Source organism: Acidisarcina polymorpha (genome assembly GCF_003330725.1).
Lineage (GTDB): Bacteria > Acidobacteriota > Terriglobia > Terriglobales > Acidobacteriaceae > Acidisarcina > Acidisarcina polymorpha.
The window spans coordinates 4,004,418-4,024,559 of record NZ_CP030840.1 but is presented as its reverse complement, the minus strand read 5'-3'; the positions used below and the strand labels follow the sequence as shown (position 1 = coordinate 4,024,559).

Below are 20,142 nucleotides of genomic sequence, written 5' to 3'. Positions count from 1 at the left end.
CGAATGAATTACCTTCCCTTTGTGAAGCCCCGATCGCTCTCGATTTGAACGCCCATTCCTGCCCTATGACTTACCATTCAAGGGATGACGCGCCGCCGGGCGACGGCTGTGAACCACAGGCTGCGGCCGCAGTCGGTGCCGTAGATCAGCGTCTTCGAGTCACTCTCCCATGATGATTGAATCTGATTGCACGGCACATCAACTACACGCCGTATTGCCCCGCTACTCTCATCGCGGATCCATAGGTTCCACACCCCATGTTCAAGGTGACTATATGCCATCCAACGGCCATCGGGGGACAGTGCTGGATAGCGGGATTCTCCAAGCGAGAGCAGCGCGTTTGAGTGCTCCCCATCGGTCACATAGATCTGCGGAGGTCCTCCATTCTCTACTGCGGAAAATGCGTATTCCTTTTCGGAGAGAAACGACGCCTCGTAGATGTTGAGCGAGGCGGCGGTGAGCGCGCCTTCGGTCGCGGAATTGGACTTGAAGCCTCTTTGCACCATGAGCCGCCCTCGGCCGCGGTAGTCGCGTACAAAGCCAAGGCTCTGGCCGTCGGCAGAAAGCATCGGCTCACGCGCATCGTCGAGCACAACATGCGAGAGATCCCGCAGATCGACCACCTTTGAACGAGGACTAAGCGCCCGCTCTATCCAAACCTGCGGCGTGCTACCGATTGCCGAGTTGCCGCTGAAGGACAGATCGTCGTTCAAGAACGGATCAATCCAGGCCTTATCCCCTTCCGCCGTCATCAAGTGATACCCGCTCTGGTTCAGCGCAATGTAACGAACCTCGGTACCCGCAGACTGCGGGTCTGCCTGCATAAACGCTTGCGTTTGTAACGGCACTCGAAAGGCGTACTCCTGCCGGACGGCCCGTTCTCGATGAAGAGTGGACGACACATTGAGGACTACCGAAGCGCACATGAAAGCCGCCCACGCGTAGTGCGTCCAGTCCCGCGAAGAAGCTCTAACCGGACGGTCGCGCCATAGCAGAAGATAGTGTCCGCATAGAAGTGCAAGCATCAGAAACAGACGAGGCACATAGAACAGGACCGCAAGTCCCAACGTTTTGCTTGGACTGGGCATGGGAAAACCGATTCCAACATAAACAATTGATAGAATTGCTACCCACCGATACTGCCTGCCTTGCAGCAGTCTCGCCATGAGTACGCACATAGGCAGCGCGATGAGCACAAAATGGTAGGACGCTGGGATGGTGGAGATGGCAAGCGACGCCACCAGCAGCGCAGACCACTCCAACAAGATCCGGTCCCGAGTACGGTCGTTCTTACGAATGAGTAGAATTGCCGGAGCTAACACAAGCATCTGCAGCACAGGCTGCAATAGTGAGTAACACAGCGGAGAGTTGTGCCAAGGATGCGGATTCCACTGGGGCTCGCGGAGCAAAAGAAAATGCAGCACGCTGGAGATCGAAGCACTCGAAGTCACATATGGAGGCAGACCTTCGCCATGCAGTGTCCATGGCAGGATCTCATGCAAATAGGTGCGATGCAGGTTCCAGCCAAAGACGGCGATCGACGTACCAGCAGTTGCCAGCCCCGTGACCACTCCCGCAGTCAAAGCCCTCCAGGATCTGCGCTGCAGGAAAAAGACAAAAAACAGGACGGGAAAGATCTTGCAGGCCGCGGCAACCGCTACTAGCACGCCAGCCAGCACATACAACTCCCGCAGATAGGCCCAGCAGGCTGATGCGATCAACAACAAAAGAAAGACATAGAACTGTCCAAACAAGAAATTGCGATGGAGCGGGAAGCTTAGCAAGAAGACCAGCGCAATGCGCTGATACCGTAATCCAGTCATCGAGCGTAGTATGCAGCCAAGAGGAACCAGCAGAGCGAGGTTCAACAACAGCCAGGCATGTTTGGCCGCAAGCGGCTGCAGAGCCGTCAGAGGCCACATAACCAGCGTCGAAAACGGGGTAATTGGAATGAGTCCAATAATCCTGTCGTCGACCGCGCGATGATCCTTCTCGCGCTGCAGCCAAACCCACTCATAGATGCGGCTGGTGTCGTATCCCTCATGCGCCAGCCGCGCGGTCATGTAGTAGTTCGGAAAGTCGGTGTTCAGAGTACTCCATGCTCGCGGTATGCTGTGCGCAAACATGTAGAACACGAGAAGGACCAGCGTGCTTCGCTCAACCCAATAGACAGTGCCGCGATCCCGCAATCGATCCATAATTTCATCGTAGTTGGGCTTGCGATTGGCAATTGCGACTCGTTTGTCATCGAATGGTCATTCAATTATCAAAGTACCCGCTATGTGCTCAGCGATGAGGTTTGGTTTCCATGGGATTTTGATCTAGGCATGCTACTGCTGCTGTGCGGCCGCCGCCGACTGGGCGGAGCGATCCGGGTTTTCTGCAGGTACGCAAGCAGTCATGGAAAAAGCGCCAGAACGTGGCGCTTTGATTGGGCCGCGCCACGGCGCGTGCCATGGATGAGACCTCATTCGGTCGGTTCGCGTAACAACTGTGTTGCCATCGTCCAAAACGCACTCATCACCGGCGAGAACCACTTGTCCCTGTGGCGAACGAGTTGTGTATACACGTGCATGCGTTTTTGCGGCCAGGGCAGTGCAACCAACACGCCTCGCTTGAGTTCTTCTGCAACCACCATCTCGGGCAGAACGGCCACGCCCATTCGCGCTACTGCGCACTGCTTTAAAGCTTCCACGCTGGCGAACTCCAGTAACTTGTTCACCCGTCCACCCTGCTGCATCAAGGTGCGCTCGAACAGACCACGATAACTGCACCCATGCTCGGTCAACAAGATCTGCTGCTCGGCAATCTCCACTGCGGAGATCTCCTTTCGCTTGCTTAACGCATGTTCAGCCGCAACTACCGTCAACATGCGCTCGCTGCGAACCCTCTGCACCAGAAGCTGCGGCACCTCTACCGGCTCATCGATCGTGATGCCAAGATCCACGCCTGCCTCCAGCGGGGCGATCGATGAGCAGGATGCGCCGGTGTGAAGGATTAATTGCACGTCAGGATATGCCGACTGAAATCCCTGTAGAAGCGCGGGCAGCCTGTATGTCAACAGGCTCTCTGCCGCGCTCACCACTAATGGTCCTACAATGTTGCCGTTCTTTTGGACGGAGAGTCGCGCCTCCTCGGCCACGCATATCAACTTTTCCGCATGACCGAGGAATTGACGCCCCATTTCAGTGAGCTCTACCTGCCGCCCGAGACGATTGAAGAGAGGAAGCCCAAGGTCCTTTTCGAGGGCCTGCACTTGTGCGGTAATACTCGACTGTGCATAGTAGAGCTGCGCCGCAGCCTTAGTGAAACTGCGGGTCCGCGCTACTTCGATAAAGGTTCGAATTTGGCGTAGATCAAGAAGACCTTCCATCGAAATCTCCGATGGCAATGATCATATCAATCATTGGACACGATGGCCATTCACTGCCACGCTTTATCTATGAAGACGCGTTATTTGGCGGAGTTGATTCTGCTCTCAGCGATCTGGGGAGTCTCTTTCCTGATGATCCGTATTGCGGCTTCGGTCTTTCCGCCGGTCTGGGTTGGCTTTCTTCGCGCATCCACAGGCGCATTGCTTCTCTGGATTGTTTTGCTGGCGAGTGGTTATAAACTACCGCCCCGCAGGCTCTTCCCTTGGCTTTTTCTGGTTGCGCTTTTCAATAATGCCATTCCCTTCAGCTTCTTTGCCTGGGGAGAGCGAACGGTACCAAGCAGCATGGCCGCGGTGGTGAACGCCACGACTCCGATCTGGACGCTGCTGCTTTCTTTAGCCGTCAGTCGCACTCGTGCATCACTACACGTCATCCTTGGCGTGATTATTGGCTTTGCCGGGGTGGCGCTGGTTGTATTCTCTCGCCCATCAACGCAGGTCACGCCGCGAGAACACGGTAGTATGCTGTTCGGCATTTTGATCATCGCGCTCGGAGCACTCGGCTACGCGATAGCGACTGTCATCGCCAAAACAAAACTGAAGGCGCTTAATCCCCTCGGACTTGCAACCGCGCAGCTCTCCCTCGCGGCACTCATGCTTACTCCGTTGGCTCTCGTCGGCCCACACCCGGCTGTAATCAGCCCAGCCCCAATACTTTCAATTCTTGTCCTAGGATTCGCAGGGAGCGGCGTCGCGTATCTTTTGTACTATAATCTGCTTTCGCATATCTCAGCCACTCAGGTCGCCGCCGTCACCTACCTGCTGCCGGTCTGGGGAATCTTCTGGGGTATGGTCGCGCATGAGATCGTCGCTCCGCTCGCCTACGGAGGAGTTATTGTCGTGATTGCCGGACTTGCTCTCATGAACCGGCCGGCCCGTCCCACGCCCAGGTTGGTGGAAGCAACTGCAGATTAGCCATGGATACTTCTGTCGCTGTCGATACAAGTCCGACGCTGGCCCACTCGGGACGCAATTACCGAGTCCAGTCGCTGGACGTACTCCGCGGCCTCTTGATGGTGATCATGGCGCTCGATCACACCCGCGACTATTTCTCGAGTGCAGGGATCGACCCGACTGATCCGATCCATTCCTGGACGGCGCTCTTCATCACTCGCTGGATAACACACATTTGCGCACCAGGCTTCATTCTGCTGGCTGGGGCCAGCGTTTACCTCCAGCGTCAGCGGAAGAGCGCAGCCATTCTCACCCGCACCCTCATCCTCCGTGGGCTGTGGCTAATCTTTTTCGAGATTACCGTCATCAGCTTCGGATGGTCTTTCGGCTTCGGGATGCCGATCCTGCAGGTCATCTGGGTCATTGGCATCTCCATGATTGCGCTGGCCGCGCTGCAATGGCTCCCAGTGTCGGTGATCGCGCTTTTCGCGATTGCCGTGATCTTCGGACACAATCTCCTTGATCCTGTCCATGCCAGCAAGCTGGGTGACTGGTCCGATGTGTGGCGCATTTTTCACGAACGTGGACTACTTACCTTCCATGAACATCCCATCGCGCTTTACGGCTACCCGGTGCTCCCCTGGGTCGGGGTCATGGCCCTGGGTTACTGTTTTGGCGCGGTAGTCACTCTATCACCTGAGCGGCGGCAGCATCTCGCGGCCTTAATCGGGGCTCTCAGTCTCGCAGGATTCGCGCTGCTGCGTTTTACTCACAGCTACGGCGACCCAGGCCCCGGCTTCAATCATCTTGGAACACCGGCCCAGACAGTTATGTCGTTCTTCTCCGTCCAGAAATACCCGCCCTCATTGCACTACCTGCTGGTTACGCTTGGAATTGTCCTGCTGCTCTTTTCGCTCTTCGACACAGCGGTCGAGCGTGGCTGGGCGCCGCGCCTGAGGTCCTTCTTTAACGTGTATGGCCGGGTGCCCTTCTTCTTCTATACCCTGCATATCTTCCTCATTCATGCTCTTGCCCTTCTGGTAGCGCGCGCTACCAGTCCTAACTGGCGTTTCTGGATCACTCCGGATGTCGTATTTACAAGTCATTTCGCTGGCTGGGGTTACTCCCTCCCAGTGGTCTATCTCATCTACATCTTTGTCGTGTTCTCGCTCTACCCGTTGTGCAGGTGGTTCAGCCGCCTTAAAGACCGGCGAAAGGACTGGTGGCTTGCTTATCTGTGAGAGCCGTCAGGGACCGCGGCGCGTAGACGAACCGCCAAAACGTGAGATGTAAGCGCACGTCTGCCGCCGCGATGGAGAGTACTGGAGATGGAGCCTGGCAAGAGGGAGTTGATCGAGTCACTGTTTGCCGGCGACAGCGAGATAGCCAGGCGTATGTGTGCGCTCGACAGGTTGGCTACGCCGCTTGGCCCCGTGTAGTATTGGCCGCAAGCGCCTGCTGACAAGCCTGCGAATCATGCTGTCGGGCCAATGGGTTGAGCGGATTGCGTAATGGAGAATTGAGCTCGAATGGAAAGAGCACCTGCGGCAACGTTGTGCCGGGTGAAGTGCGATTCCTATAGTCTTTATACGAAAGAAAGTGCACCGTGAGCTTGCTTGTCTCTGTGAACGTCGGCCTTCCAGTCGATATTGAATGGCAAGGCAAAGTAGTCCACACCGCTGTCTGGAAGCGACCTGTAGCCGGCAGGGTGATGGCGCGCCGTCTTAACCTTGACGGTGATGGCCAGGGCGACCTCGCGGGCCACGGTGGAGAGCACCGCGCGGTGATGGTGTATCAGCTCGATTCCTATCGCTACTGGGAGACACACCTCGCGCGCCACGACTTCGAGTATGGCCAGTTCGGCGAAAACCTGACAGTTGATGGTCTTGGCGATGATGAGGTGTGCATCGGAGATCGCTACCAGATCGGAGGCGCGCTGTTTGAAGTGACGCAGCCGCGCGTCACCTGCTATCGAGTCGGCATACGGATGAACAACCCGCAGATGCCAGCGCTCCTGGTCTCGCATAAGCGGCCAGGCTTTTATTGTCGTGTCATCGAGGAAGGGGAGATTGGCGCGGGCGACGAGATCGTGAAGGTTGCCGAGGGCCCGGAGCATGTCACAGTCCAGGAAATCGATGGACTGCTTTACCTGCCCGGCCGCACGCGGGAACAACTGCAACGTGCTTTGCGGGTTCCATCACTCAGCGCCGGTTGGAAGGGATCGCTAGCAGCGCTGGCCGATGCCGAGGAGAAGCCTGGACAAGGTGGAAATGCGGGACTAGCCCCATCTTTCACAACACCGCCGATGTGGCGCGGGTTCCGCACACTGCGAGTTGCGGCGGTACATCCCGAGAGTGTCGACGTACTTTCGTTTGTTCTAGAATCCGAGGACCGCAACCCATTACCGACGCCTCTTCCCGGTCAATTCTTAATCTTCAAACTCAAGCTGGACAAGGACTCAGATCCAATCCTCCGAAGCTATTCGATGTCCGGTCCAAGTGGTACAGGAACGTATCGTATCAGCGTGAAGCGGGCTGCTGGCGCAGGGAGCCGCTACTTTCATGACTCTATTCGAGCTGGCGACCTGCTTCAGGTGAGCGCGCCGAGAGGCAGCTTCACGCTCGCTCCGGGCGACCTACCTGTTGTCTTGCTCAGCGCCGGTATCGGGGCGACCCCGGTACTCTCAATGCTTCACTCGCTCGCGGATAGTGCCGCAAACTCGATGCGAGAAGTGTGGTGGTGTTACGGCACTCGAAATGGCAAGGAGCACCCATTTGTGGCGGAGGTGCGAACCCTTCTCAGTGGTCTTCCTCACGGTCATTCTTTCGTCGCTTATAGCAAGCCGGAAGATGGCGATCAGTCAGGTAAGGATTACGACGTCTCCGGACGCCTGAATCTCTCATCACTGCAACAGCTTCAGGTCCCGAAGGAGGCGGACTTCTATCTCTGTGGACCAGCTGCTTTCCTTCGCGACTTTGTCGCGGATTTGAAATCGTGGGGTATTCACGACTCCTATATACACTCCGAAGTGTTCGGCTCTGAATCGGCCATAACACCGGGAATCGCGCCCACCACATCCGTCCCCCCGCATCCGCCGGCCGAAAGCGTTGGCGCTGGCCCTGGTGTTTCCTTTACACGCAGCGGTCTCACGGTGCCGTGGGACTCGCGGTATGGAAGTCTTCTCGAACTGGCGGAAGCCTGTGACGTTCCCGTTAGGTGGGCGTGCCGAGTAGGTGTCTGCCACACATGCGAGTCCGGGTTGATCGATGGACGGATTAGCTACGCGCCCGAGCCGCTCGATCGACCTGTCGAAGCGAACGTTTTGATTTGTTGCTCGACTCCGCAGACGGCGGTCGAACTAGATCTTTAGTCCAACGGCACTCACTTCGTTTGCCGTTATGAGTGATCTTCCGGATCGCCCGGTGAACTTACCTGGAAGCCCGTTTTCACAGCACTTCGTCCGCCAGCAGCCGAGAGACGTCGTAGACTTCTCAAATCGAATAGCATCTCGGTGAGTGACTCGGCCTGTCGATGGACGCAGAACTCATTCGGCAATCGGTTGGAAGTCATTTCGCTTTGGCTTCTGCGACATCGAGACGAATCTTCAATGGATCTGCCATTGCTTTCGGTCCGTCGTTCGCGAAATTCATGAGTTGATCGGAATCGGCTTTGTAGGCCGGCCAGTTCGGTAAGCCAGCTCCGTTAGGATTGCCGTTCTTCGCAAAGTTGATCCAATAGGCGTTGACACTGTTCGCCATCTTCTCGTCGGCATCAGTCAGTGCTTTTTCATATCTGGCGCTGACCGTGTTGAAGACGAAAGGAATCTCGGTCGCATGGGGTGCGCCGGGCCATTCTTTGCGCACGGAGTCGGCGACATAGGAGAACTTGAATTCATACGCTGTTGGGCCGGCGGCGGAGACCTCGCGTGCGACGAACCGGGCGGGCTCGACCATGAACTGGTCTCCCCCCACCTCAAAAGCTACGAGGCGCAGGTCGGCCGTACCGTCTGGATCATAGGCTTGCTGCGCAGCTTTGGCATTCGGCCCAAAGGTAGCAAAGAGTTCTTCCTTGGTTTTAGCGCTGGCGAAGCCGATGTCCATGCTGTTGGCGCCCACAATCATTGGCAAAGGATGCTGCATGCCAGCCGCGTACATTGCGCCTAGCTCGTCACGCACAATGACGCCATCGATCATTGGACCTGGGTAGGTGGACGCAGCCGGACCCATGCTGGCCATATTCAGCCCGTCGACGACAGCCGGTGCAGGCAGCGCACGGAGCTTTGCGAGTGCTGCGGCGTCTTCCCCCTCGATCCCGTTCTTTTTGGCAAAGGCGACACCAATGCTCTCGGCAGAGGGACGACCACCCGCAGAGGGATCGTGAAGCCGAGGGCTGTTGAGCCCCGCCCGGCCCCCGCCGGACTCGACAATGGCCCGCTGGAAGAGTCCATCGGTCAGCTTGGTGGTCATCATCATATGGACAGAAAAGCCGCCGGCCGATTCGCCGAAGATGGTGATGTTGTCGGGGTCTCCACCGAAGGCGGCGATGTTGCGGCGGACCCATTTGAGGGCCGCGATCTGATCCATGTACCCGTAGTTGCCCAGCGCTTCTGCTGGGTTTTCTTTCGTTAGAGCTGGATGAGCAAAGAAGCCAAAGCGGCCTAGTCTGTAGTTAAAGCTGACCAGAACCACTCCGCCTTTCGCAAACTGGCTGCCGTCATAGACCGCGGGCGAGCTACCGCCGTTCACCCAACCGCCGCCATAAATCCAAAACATTACCGGGAGCTTCTTCGCCTGCGCCTTTTCCGGCGCCCAGATATTCAAAACAAGGCAATCCTCCGCGGGAGTGGTCCCCAGTGGCGCGGCGTCGCTAGGGAAGGGCAGCTGCATGCAATCGTGGCCATAGCTGGTCGCAGCAAGGGGCGTAGACCACTTTGCCGGGGGCTGCGGGGCGCGCCAACGGAGAGCTCCGACGGGTGGGGCCGCGTATGGAATTCCCTTATAGGAGATGACCCCATCAGCAGTCGCGCCTTTCACCGGGCCGGATTCCGTGTTGACCGTTTGCGACTTCATGATTCCCGGCAATACGAAGGTCGCGACCACGAAGAAAATGCCGATAAGCTGGATCGACCTGGAAGCGTACTGAATTTGCATGTAACTCCTAAACCCGACGGAGAATTGCGTTTCGCCATTCGAGTGCCAACTATACGACCGCAGCGATGCTTGCGTATATTGCGGTTTTCTCAATACACTCATCGCTTTTCCGGAAGAGGATCCGGAACCATCCGACGTTGCGTATTCCTGCTTGCGATCTCCGCGCGTAGTGTATGCAGAAAGCTTGTCGCCGCGGGAGAGAGGCTACGATCCACTCTCTGAAGCAGGCAGATTTGGCGACTCATCGCGGGCTTCCGGATGCGCACACAGACTACTTGCTCATGGTTGTCATCCCGAGCCGACGTCGGCAGAATCGCAATCCCCAGACCTCTTCGCACGAACGCAATCGCCGTAGGCATGTAGTTCGTCTCATACCGGACTGCGGCTTGAACATGTGCGCGCGCAAACGTGGCCTCGACGATACTGCGCACGCTGCTTTCGCGGTTCGGCAGGATCAAATCACAGTCTGCCAGCTCCCGAAGCGTGACCTCGTCTCTCCTTGCCAGATCGTGAGAAGCCGGCACGAAGGCTGCGAGATGGTCGTGGTATAGCGGATACGCCTGAAGCTCTTTGTCTTGCCGACTGGCCGTGCCTAAGCCGAAATCAACCGCAGCTTTCGTAACCAGCTCGCGAACGCGGTCGGCAACCACATCATGCACCGTGATGCGAACCTCAGGATTCGTTCGCAGGAAGGCATCCATCGCGCGCGGCAGCAGATCGGCCGCTATCGTTGGCAACGCCGCCAAAGCAAGATTGCCGGTGCGCACAGCGGATATGTCTCTGGCGTAGCCCACGATAGCTTCAGAGTCCAGGACGATGCGCTGGAGCGGGCCCAGCAAGTCTAGACCGGCCGCTGTAATGGCGACGCCACGCTTGTTACGGTCGAAGAGCAGCACTCCCAGCTCTTCCTCCAGTTGTTTTACCTGCACGGTAAGCGCCGACTGCGAAACATGCAGCTCCGCGGCCGCGCGCGTGAAGCTTTGCAGCTCGGCGACCTTGAGGAATGCACGGACCTGCCGCAACTCGTGTCTCATCGAAGAACGCGATTATAGCGGCGCGAATATTCAATGTACAGATAAGCTCCGCGCTCCCTATACTCAGCACGATTTCGACTTTGCGTAACGGAGAGGACGTGTCGCTCGTGGCACTGTGGGGAGCGGTAACGATTGCGGGCGTGCTTGCGGCCATTCTCCTCCGCAGGCTCTCTCCGCTTGCCGCATTGGTGCTCATTCCCGTCCTCACATCTTTGGCCAGTGGCTTTGGGTTGCGCACTTCAGGCTTCATCATCAGCGGCATTCAGAGCATGGCTTCGGTCATCTCCATGTTCGTCTTTGCCATCCTTTTTTTCGGAGTGCTGACCGACGGGGGAATGCTGAATCCCTTGATCCACTGGATTCTTCGCATCGTTGGGAAGAGCCCCATTCGCATCGTTCCAGGGACGTTTCTGCTTGCGCTACTGATCCACCTCGACGGATCGGGCGCCGTAGTCTTTCTTATCACGATGCCTGCGCTGCTGCCTCTTTACGACGAGGTTGGCATCGACCGCCGCATTCTCGCCTGTGCCGCATCGCTCGCCGCCGGCGTCAACTTCCTTCCCTGGACCGGTCCTACCATCCGGGCCGCTGCATCGCTGCATGTCTCCACGATCTCTCTATTCCGCCCGCTCCTTCCGGTACAAATCGTTGGTTTGCTTTTTGCTCTGGGTATCTGCACGTGGCTGGGCTATCGGGAGGGACGTCGCCTTGGTCGCGTCGAAAATGGAACGATGATTCATGCGCCGGTATCAACACCGCCTCGGAGCAGCGTTCGCTTCGCCATCAATGTTGCGCTCACGCTCGTCGTTCTCGCCGCAGCGGTCACCGGAAAAGTTGAACCCGCGGTCTGCTTCATGGTGGGGACCGTGGTTGCACTCATCGTGAACGTTCCCAATGCTGAGCGACAGCGCATCCAAATCGAGGCGCATGCGAAGGCCGCAATCACGATGACTGCGATTCTCTGCGCAGCGGGTGCTTCACCGGCATCCTCAAAGGAACGGGGATGCTCGCGGCCATGGCGACTGCCTGCGTGCATATCATTCCCGCCCGTCTCGGAACTCATATCCCGTTCCTGCTGGCGCTCGTGGCCATGCCGCTTAGCCTTGTCTTCGATCCCGACTCCTTCTACTTCGGCGTGCTTCCTGTGATTGCTACTACTGCGGGAGCCTATGGAGTCGCGCCGATAACTGTTGCTCAGGCCTCGCTTCTCGGCGTGCACACTACAGGGTTCCCCGTCAGCCCGCTTACTCCCGCAACGTTCCTCGTGACCGGCCTCACCGAAGTTGACCTTGGCGAGCACCAGCGTTTCTCGGGTCCGTTCCTCTTTCTGGCATCGTTGGTGATGGCCTTGGCTGCTGTGGCGTTCGGCATTTTCTCCTTTTAGAGTGAGGATTGATGAAGACGATCCGGATCGGGGCAGGGGCGGGATTCGCGGGGGACCGCATCGACCCTGCAATTGATCTTGCCCGCGACGGGAAGCTCGATTACCTCGTCTTCGAGTGCCTGGCCGAGCGGACCATCGCGCTGGCACAACTGGCCAAGCGCCAGAATCGCAGCCCGGGCTTCGATCCAATGCTGCGGATGCGTATGGAAGCCGTGCTCCCATTGTGCGTCGCCAATCGTACTCGCATCATCACGAACATGGGTGCGGCGAATCCGGAAGCTGCCGCTCGAGAGACCATCTCAGTCGCTCAATCGCTAGGTCTTTCCGGAATCCGGGTCGCATGGATCTCCGGTGACGATGTGATGCATCTTCTTGCGGACCATGCTTCCCATGACCCGCGGGAGCATCTTGTATCGGCGAATGCTTATCTCGGCATCGAGCCTATCGTCGACTGCCTGCGCGGCAACGCGCACGTCATTATTACCGGACGAGTGGCGGACCCGTCGCTCTTCCTTGCGCCGATGGTGCATGAGTTCGGATGGGCGCTCGATGATTGGACTCATCTCGGCCAGGGAACCGCCATCGGCCACTTGCTGGAGTGCGCGGGGCAACTCACGGGCGGATACTTCGCCGACCCGGGCTTCAAAAATGTGCCTGACCTCGACCGCATAGGCTTTCCGATTGCCGAAGTCAGCGAAACCGGAGAAGCGCTGCTCTCGAAACTCGACGGCGCCGGGGGTGCGCTCACCGTCCGCAACTGCAAGGAGCAAATCCTGTACGAGGTGCAGGACCCCTCGCGCTATCTAACTCCGGACGTCACCGCCGATTTCAGCACGACCTGCTTCGCCGAACTCGGGCCCAACAGGATCCATGTCTCAGGCGCGCGTGGCGTAGAGCGGCCGATAAACCTGAAGGTGTCCGCCGGTTTTGCGGCTGGCTCGATTGCGGAGGGCCAGATATCCTATGCCGGAGTTGGGGCCTTGCCGCGTGCTCGGCTTGCTCGTCACATCCTTGAGAGTCGATTGGGATGGATCTCCCCTGGCGACCTGCGTATGGATTTCATCGGCATCGATTCCATGCATGGGGCGGCCCTCTCGGAGTCCGGCCGCGAGCCTTATGAAGTTCGCCTTCGTGCGGCTGGCCGGTTCTTTGACGAGAGCGACGCCCGCCGTCTGATGCACGAAGTGGAGAGCCTTTACGTCAATGGCCCCGCGGGCGGGGGAGGCGTCGTCACCTCGATCCGCGAAAACATTGCGATGGACGCGACCTTCCTCTCCCGAAGTCTAGTTAGGCCGACGATTGGCATTGAGGTGGCTTCATGAAACTCCGAGAGATCGCACACGCTCGCACTGGCGACAAAGGCAATCTCGTCAACATCTCGCTGATCGCCTATCGCGATGACGATTATCCGTTGCTCGAGCAGCAAGTGACTGTGCAGCGGGTCACCGACCTCTTCGCTTCGATGATCACTTGCCCGGTCGAACGCTTTTGCATCCCGGGCCTCGGCGCTCTTAATTTTGTTTTGCACCGCCCGCCGGGCGAAAGTGTAACGCGCTCCCTTGCGCTCGATGCGCACGGCAAGACCCTCGGTTTTGTTCTACTGAACATAGAGATTTGACATTTGCTCAACTTACTCGCGGCGCAATCCTCTGCGGCTTGCGGTCATGTTCCTGAAGGCCGGTTGCAGCCCAGTAGCCTTGATCGGATTTGCACACCATCGAAGCAGGCTTGTGACGTCGCGCAGCAACTAGCAACCATCGCGCCGGAGCAGCAGCTCGTATTCGGAGCTATTTGCCAGGCATTGTAGATTCAATCCTGTGATCTGCTACAAGAGCTTCACTGAATTTGATGGCTTCGGGTCGCGACGACCCGGCGATCGAGAACTGGAAGCAAGCCCCTTCGCCTACGGCGCTCTTCAGCATGAGACTGGTGCCGTGTTTCTCTGCGATCCACTTTGCGAGCGCCAAACCCAATCCCGATCCGCCTGTATTTCCGCTACCAAACCGGCCGACTCGATAGAACCGGTCGAAAACCCGGAGCTGATGTTCAGGCGCTATCCCTATGCCGGTATCCGAAACAGAGACGATCACCCGGCCTTCTTCCTGTTTGACTCGAAGCTCCACCGAGCCGCCCGGCGGAGTATAGCGAGAGGCATTATCGAGCAGTATCGTCAGCAGCCTTTGCAGGCTGCTTAAGTCGGCTGAAACAAACGCCGGATTCGGGTCGATATGGACGATAAGTCCCAGAACTGCCAGTTGCATGGGGACCTTCCATCTCTCGCCGAGCTGCTGTGCGAGTTGGTTCAGATCGACTGGCTCAAACCGCAGCGTCTCCGTACCGGCGTCAACGCGGGCTAACATCAACAGGCTATCAATAAGACGGGTCATTCGCACCGTCTCCTTCTGCACCTGTTCGCAGGCTTCGCAATACTCTTCGTTCGAGCGCGGTAAAGACAAAGCGACCTCGACTTCGGTCCGGATCAACGCCAGCGGCGTTCTCAATTCATGTGCTGCATTCGCAGTAAAATCGCGAATACTGCGCACTCCCGCCTCAACCCGTTCCAGCATCTGGTTCAGTGTCTCCGACAGGTGCGAAATTTCGTCGTGGGTCGCCGACACCGGCAAGCGAATGTCAAGGTTGCGATCGTTGATGCGTCGTGCTTCCGTCGCGATCGCTGCAACGGGCTGGAGCGCCTTCCTGCTCATGAAGTGGCCGGTGATCGCCGCAAGCAACAGCACCCCCGGCGTCAGAAGCAATAGTTGTGTCGTGAACGCGGAGAGCAGATAGCGCGATCTCCTCAGCGAAAGTCCTGCGATCACTGAATATGTCCGTCCATTTACATCGATGGGATAGGCCAGCATACGGATATTCCAGCTTCCCCTATGCAGATCCGAAGATACTCCGCCGTTCGGAAGCTGGTTCGCCAGTGGCAGTGGAACACCCCAATCTGCCATACGCTGTGAGCGATAGAGCCAATGGCCCTGCGCATCGGCTATTTCGAGGTATTTGCCATCGTCCTTCAGTCCGTAAATTTCTCGCAGATTTCTTTGGAGTTCCTCAACACTCATCGCCGGTCCGTAACTCTTGAGCAGTGCCTGCACGTCTTCCGCGCGTTCCTGCAACTCGTAGTACTGCGTAGTGCCGACGCTGCTCTGCAGCATCCACCAACTCGCCACGCTCAACAGCGCCGCCGCGGCTGCGAACGTTACAAAATACCAAAGTGTCAGGCGAAGACGAATCGTCAGCGGCTTCATCGTATCGCTGCCTGTCGGGTCATCGTTTCGGGACCGCCGGCCTCTGAGTGAAGCGAATATCCCTGCCCTCGCGCCGTATGTATCAGGCGGCGATGAAACGGTGCATCCAGCTTACTGCGCAGCGAATTCACCAGTACATCCAGGGCGCCATGACCGATGTCGCTATCGATGCCCCAGATCCCTTCGATTAGCACTCTTCGCGGCGCCACCTGTCCTATGCGATGAACGAGCAGCTCCAGCAATGTGAACTCGGTCTTCGTCAGCTCAATCGAGCGACCCTCGCGACACACCTTGCGATGCGCTCGATCGATCGTCAAGTCGTCCAGTTCATAGATTGTCGAAGCGGCTTCAGGCACCGGCCGCGTTACGGCACGAAGCCTCGCCAGCAATTCAGGAAATGAAAATGGCTTCGTCAAATAATCATCCGCGCCCAGATTCAGCCCCCGCACAATCTCGTCTTCTTTGTTGAATGCGGTGAGCATCAGGATCGAAGCCGAATACTTTCTCTCGCGCAATACCTGTGCCACATCGTAGCCGCTCAATCCTGGAAGTCCCACGTCGAGCAGCACCACATCGAACTCGTGATCGAGCGTGACCTTCAATGCCTGCGGCCCATCCACTGCGACCATTACGTCATGCCCATGCTCCGAGAGGCCGCGCCGGAGCAGCTGTAGCATGCGAGGTTCGTCTTCAATCACCAGGATGCGCATCGGTTTCGATCGAGCTCTCCTCTATTCATTCCAGCATATTCCTTCCGACATACGGCCCGCCTTCCGCAATCTTAGAAAAGATTCACTGTCCGCTTAACGTCGCTTTAACTTCGAACGCTACCGTGGCCGTGGGTGCTTTCTCTCCGGATGCCAGTTTGAATGTGTTTGCACTTATCACCGGCGTTCCCAACGCCAGGAGATCTACATTGAAAATCAAAGTTCTACTCTCGTTGACGCTGCTCGTCCTCTTCATGTCCTCGTACGCGCAGGGACAATCCACCCGAGGCTCCATTCAAGGAACGGTCGTTGACGCCGTCAATGCCGTATTGCAGGGAGCAAGAGTCGAACTCCAGCCAGGCGGCCAAACCACTTCCTCCGATACTCAAGGAAGTTTTCATTTCCTGAACCTGGTTCCTGGGTCATACACCATCAAGGTGACGTTTGTTGGCTTCTCTCCGTACACCAGCAATGTTACTGTAGGGACGCAGACGACCACTCTGACTGCCACCCTCGCGGTTTCTAACTCCAACCAGCAAGTCCTGGTAACCGCGAACCGCGCCCATGGAGAGGCCGAGGCCGTCAATCGAGAGCTGACAGCAGAGAACATCCTGCAGGTACTACCGCACGACATCATCACCAGCCTTCCGAACGCGAACGTGGCAGACGCCATCGGCAGACTCCCTAGCGTTACATTGGAGCGCGATGAAGGTGAAGGCAAGTACGTTCAGATTCGTGGGACCGAGCCGCGCTTTAGCAACGTAACCATTGACGGCGTGAATGTGCCTTCCCCGGAGAATGTCCGCCAGATCAAGCTCGACATCGTACCCGCCGACCTCGTCGAATCTGTTGAAATTAATAAGACTCTCTTGGCTCATTCCGACGGAGACGCAATTGGTGGATCCATCAACCTCCGCACGAAAACCGCAAATGAGCGTCCTACGATTGAAGCCTTCAGCCAGGGCGGTTACACGCCGATTATCAATGGCCGTACCGAAAGTCAGTTTGGCATCACTCTCGGCAGGCGATTTGGCGCGACGAAAAGGCTCGGTGTCATTGGCGGCTTCACCTATGACTTTAACGGACGCGGTATCGACGACGTGGAACCCGTCCCGGTCGCGAATCAACTCGCAGATGGCAGTTATGTTGCCAGCTACGCGCAGGCCGATCTTCGTGAATACCGCTACTATCGCGACCGCTACGGATACGCGGGCAGCTTTGACTATAAGCTCACTGACCAGTCCAACATCTATGCCCACCTGCTCTACTCGCACTTCAACAACTTCGGCGACCGCTGGGACTACAACCTCTCCAGCGTAGACGGTAGCACAGCGTTCGACGCACCCGGCGGTGCAGGTTTCCCCGGCAATGTCGCTTTTGGCGCCGAACAACGCCGGCCTGTCCAGGTAATCGGAAGCCTTGCAATTGGCGGAAACCAGTTTTTCAAGAATTCAGTTATTAACTATGAGGTTGCAGTTGGTCGTGCAGCCACCGATGAGCATGGCTATCAAAACGCCACGTTCGGGAACAGCGACTCGACCGCGCCTATTAATAATGTCCAGTTTGGAGTAGACCTTAGTAAACCGCTGGTACCGCGCTTCCCCGTTCTAAATGGCGTCAACATTTACGATCCGACTCAATACTTCCTGCAAAAAGCCGACATTGACTACAGCTACGGTCCTCAGGTGAATGTCCAGGGTGGCGCTGGTTTTACCGAGAACTACTCCGTAGGCGATCATCACGGCATCGTCGAGTTCGGCGCCAAGTTTCGCAACGTGCACAAATTTCAAAACAGCAATGACATCCAATACGCTCTGAACCCAGAGACGAATCCAGCGATTCCTTTTACCCAGTTTCCAGACTCGTTCCGCAACAACCATTACTACAACGGCGGCGAGTACCAGTTTGGTCCAGTTACAGACGTAAGTACTCTCTTCAAGTTTATCCGCAACAATCCCGGAGTTATTGCTGTCGACCCGCTCGGCACGCTGCTCGGCAACGCTGGCGGAAATTTCAGCTTCGATGAGTTCATTCCTGCTGGATACTTCTCGAACTCCATCACTATGGGCAAGTTCGAGCTTTACACCGGGCTTCGATTCGAAAGCACGAGCGAGCGACTGCAAGGGAATGTTGTAATTTTCCCGGCGGACGGCAGTGCGCCGACAGTCAGCAACCAGGTGACGCACCCGAGCTACGTGGACGTGTTGCCAACGATGCAGCTCCGCTACGCTCTTCCCTCTGGCTCGAGCGTCAGGTTTGTGTATGGCCGCGGCTTTGCTCGTCCTGACTACCAGGATCTTCCCCCTTCACTTCAAATCAACCTGGCCACGGGCGGGGGTAGTGGCACCATCTCAGCCGGAAACCCGAATCTGAAGCCAACCCATTCGAATAATTACGACCTTCTTTACGAAACCGAACTGAAGCCCTTCGGACTCTTTCAAGCAGGTATTTTCTACAAAGACATAACCAGTCCGATCTATGCTACTCAACGTTATGTAGTTCCGGGTGACTCGCTCTATCAAGAATACCCAAATTATCGTTATGACCAGTCCGTTAACGGCACGAGCGCTTGGCTTTGGGGCTTTGAAGTCGCTTATGAACAAAAATTTAGTTTCTTGCCGGGGCTATTTAGCGGTTTTGGATTTTCAGGGAATTACAGTTATACAGATTCCCTAGCCCGGGGCCTCTTGCTTCGCACCGATCAGCCACATCTTCTCCGGCAATCGCCTAACACCTTCAACTTGAGTCCCACTTACGACAAAGGCTCGTTATCCGTCCGCTTGGGCGTCACCTACAACCAGGCCAATATTGACTTCTATCAATACCAAAACGAGCAGTATCAGACGGATCCAAAGACAGGGAATCCTGTTCTGGATGGAAATGGGAATCCGATTGTCATTCCCAATCCTGTCCCACTTGGAATTAAGGGGCCTAACGGCGACAACTACTTCTATACCCATACCCAGATCGACTTACAGGGTTCCTACCACATCAAAGGACCGATCTCGGTTTACGCCTATGGACTGAACCTTAATAATGAAGTCTTTGGCTTCTATAACGGAAGCACGACAAATGTTGTTCAACGCGAGTTCTATCAGCCCACTGTAGCCGCTGGCGTACGGTGGTCACTCAGCAGAGAAAAGTAGTCGCAATTCTTGATTCAAGGCCCCTTGCTTCCGGGGCCTGCCTTTTGGCTGCAATTCCAATTCAAGTGAAAAGAGTAATCCATGCTTCGTCCCATGTCTCATGTCTTGATTTCCAAGTTGGCCACAAGCTTAGTCTTGGCAGCTTTAACGCCCGCAGCCTTCTCGCAACTCACCCTCAGGAAGACCTTCACACTCCCCGAAGGAACCGGCAAGTTCGACCATTTCGCAGTAGACCTCTCCGCAAGCCGGCTCTTCATTGCCGCAACCGGCAACCACACCATTGAGGTCCTGGACCTCGCCAGCGGTAAAGTCAACGAGACGATCACCGGCCTTGGCAAACCGCACGGCCTCGCGTGGCTCTCAGAGACGAGCCGTCTCTATGCCTCCGACGGCTCACAAGCCGACCTCAAAATCTATGAAAACTCGCCTCTGAAGATAGCCAGGTCGATCAAGCTCTCCGACGACGCTGACGATATGGTCTACGACGCCAAGACGAAGCTGTTATATGTCGGTCACGGCGGCGGAGATGCTGCGAATCCAGCCAGCGTTGCGGTCATCGACACGACCAGCCAATCGCTGGTGACGCAGCTCTCAGTCGCCACCCATCCGGAAGGTCTTGACATCGATAATGCGAAAGACCGCATCTTCGTCAACATCGCCGACTCTGCGGAAGTCGCCGTCCTCGACGGTGCGACCCACACGCAGTCCGCAACATGGAAGCTTACCCGCGCAAAGGACAATGTGCCCCTCGCCTATGACGAGGAACATCAGCTGCTCTTCGTCGCCTGCCGCACCCCAGGCAAGCTGCTCGTCCTCGACGGCAACTCCGGCAAAGAACTCTCCGACCTGCCCTCCGACGCCGGCGCTGACGATATCTTCTACGACGCCGAACTGCATCGCGTTTACCTCATCGCCGGCGCGGGCGCCATCGACGCATACGAAGTCGCCGCCGACAAAACCGTTCGCTCGATCGGTGTCGTCCACACCTCGCAGGGCGCGAAAACCGGCCTTCTCGTCCCCTCGCAACACGCCCTCTACATCGGCGCTGCTGCCACCGGCGGCAAGCCGGCAGAGATCCGCTTGTATTCGACGAAGTAGTCCATCAACCCATCGAACAAAGAACCGGGGCGAACAACTCTT

At 56.9% G+C, this 20,142-nt stretch carries 15 protein-coding genes; 9 read left to right on the top strand and 6 right to left on the bottom strand.

Features of this window, described 5'->3' with window-relative positions:
• Positions 1–77: 77 nt before the first annotated feature.
• Positions 78–2,198: a glycosyltransferase 87 family protein gene (locus ACPOL_RS17035; protein ID WP_114208112.1), complete on the bottom strand. Its 2,121-nt coding sequence runs from the start codon at positions 2,196–2,198 to the stop codon at positions 78–80.
• A 269-nt stretch (positions 2,199–2,467) separates the two neighbouring features.
• Positions 2,468–3,373: a LysR family transcriptional regulator gene (locus ACPOL_RS17030; RefSeq protein ID WP_114208111.1), complete on the bottom strand. Its 906-nt coding sequence runs from the start codon at positions 3,371–3,373 to the stop codon at positions 2,468–2,470.
• Positions 3,374–3,457: 84 nt separating this feature from the next.
• Between ACPOL_RS17030 and ACPOL_RS17025 the strand changes: the two genes are divergently transcribed.
• The 3 genes from ACPOL_RS17025 to ACPOL_RS17015 all read left to right on the top strand — a co-directional run bounded on the left by ACPOL_RS17025 (position 3,458) and on the right by ACPOL_RS17015 (position 7,697).
• Positions 3,458–4,348: a DMT family transporter gene (locus ACPOL_RS17025; protein WP_236656841.1), complete on the top strand. Its 891-nt coding sequence runs from the start codon at positions 3,458–3,460 to the stop codon at positions 4,346–4,348.
• Between the two features lie 2 nt (positions 4,349–4,350).
• Positions 4,351–5,568: an acetyltransferase domain-containing protein gene (locus ACPOL_RS17020; protein ID WP_114208109.1), complete on the top strand. Its 1,218-nt coding sequence runs from the start codon at positions 4,351–4,353 to the stop codon at positions 5,566–5,568.
• A 365-nt stretch (positions 5,569–5,933) separates the two neighbouring features.
• Entirely contained in the window at positions 5,934–7,697 is a 1,764-nt protein-coding gene (locus ACPOL_RS17015) for an MOSC and FAD-binding oxidoreductase domain-containing protein (RefSeq protein WP_114208108.1), read from the top strand.
• Between the two features lie 196 nt (positions 7,698–7,893).
• Here the strand turns inward: ACPOL_RS17015 and ACPOL_RS17010 are convergent, their stop codons facing one another.
• Positions 7,894–9,477 carry a carboxylesterase/lipase family protein gene (locus ACPOL_RS17010; RefSeq protein WP_114208107.1) on the bottom strand — a complete coding sequence of 528 codons (1,584 nt, stop codon included), beginning with the start codon at positions 9,475–9,477 and terminating at the stop codon, positions 7,894–7,896.
• 98 nt (positions 9,478–9,575) lie between these two features.
• Positions 9,576–10,499 (bottom strand): LysR family transcriptional regulator, encoded by a 924-nt coding sequence (locus ACPOL_RS17005; protein ID WP_161557414.1) that lies wholly within the window; start codon positions 10,497–10,499, stop codon positions 9,576–9,578.
• On the opposite strand from ACPOL_RS17005, the gene ACPOL_RS17000 reads away from it, so the two are divergent.
• The 4 genes from ACPOL_RS17000 to ACPOL_RS16990 are packed head-to-tail and all read left to right on the top strand — an operon-like array spanning position 10,481 to position 13,513.
• Positions 10,481–11,659 (top strand): SLC13 family permease, encoded by a 1,179-nt coding sequence (locus ACPOL_RS17000; RefSeq protein WP_414633307.1) that lies wholly within the window; start codon positions 10,481–10,483, stop codon positions 11,657–11,659. The two genes, ACPOL_RS17005 and ACPOL_RS17000, sit on opposite strands and share 19 nt — an antisense overlap.
• Positions 11,656–11,895, top strand: a complete 240-nt coding sequence (locus ACPOL_RS34190) for a hypothetical protein (RefSeq protein WP_201758864.1) — start codon at positions 11,656–11,658, stop codon at positions 11,893–11,895. Before ACPOL_RS17000 ends, ACPOL_RS34190 begins: the two co-directional genes overlap by 4 nt.
• Before the next feature lie 11 nt (positions 11,896–11,906).
• On the top strand, positions 11,907–13,217 hold the full coding sequence (locus ACPOL_RS16995) for an acyclic terpene utilization AtuA family protein (protein WP_114208105.1): 1,311 nt from the start codon (positions 11,907–11,909) through the stop codon (positions 13,215–13,217).
• Positions 13,214–13,513, top strand: a complete 300-nt coding sequence (locus ACPOL_RS16990) for an AtuA-related protein (RefSeq protein WP_114208104.1) — start codon at positions 13,214–13,216, stop codon at positions 13,511–13,513. The genes ACPOL_RS16995 and ACPOL_RS16990 overlap by 4 nt, the downstream gene beginning before the upstream one ends.
• A 169-nt stretch (positions 13,514–13,682) precedes the next feature.
• Here ACPOL_RS16990 and ACPOL_RS16985 read toward each other — a convergent pair whose 3' ends face one another.
• Both ACPOL_RS16985 and ACPOL_RS16980 read right to left on the bottom strand, forming a co-directional pair.
• Positions 13,683–15,149 carry a sensor histidine kinase gene (locus ACPOL_RS16985; protein WP_114208103.1) on the bottom strand — a complete coding sequence of 489 codons (1,467 nt, stop codon included), beginning with the start codon at positions 15,147–15,149 and terminating at the stop codon, positions 13,683–13,685.
• Positions 15,146–15,859, bottom strand: a complete 714-nt coding sequence (locus ACPOL_RS16980; RefSeq protein ID WP_114210875.1) for a response regulator transcription factor — start codon at positions 15,857–15,859, stop codon at positions 15,146–15,148. Before ACPOL_RS16980 ends, ACPOL_RS16985 begins: the two co-directional genes overlap by 4 nt.
• A gap of 206 nt (positions 15,860–16,065) precedes the next feature.
• Here ACPOL_RS16980 and ACPOL_RS16975 point away from each other — a divergent pair, with 206 nt between their 5' ends.
• Both ACPOL_RS16975 and ACPOL_RS16970 read left to right on the top strand, forming a co-directional pair.
• On the top strand, positions 16,066–19,002 hold the full coding sequence (locus tag ACPOL_RS16975; protein ID WP_161557413.1) for a TonB-dependent receptor: 2,937 nt from the start codon (positions 16,066–16,068) through the stop codon (positions 19,000–19,002).
• A 135-nt stretch (positions 19,003–19,137) separates the two neighbouring features.
• A complete protein-coding gene (locus ACPOL_RS16970; RefSeq protein ID WP_150133044.1) occupies positions 19,138–20,100 on the top strand; it encodes a YncE family protein in 963 nt (320 codons plus the stop codon).
• The last annotated feature ends 42 nt before the right edge of the window (positions 20,101–20,142 follow it).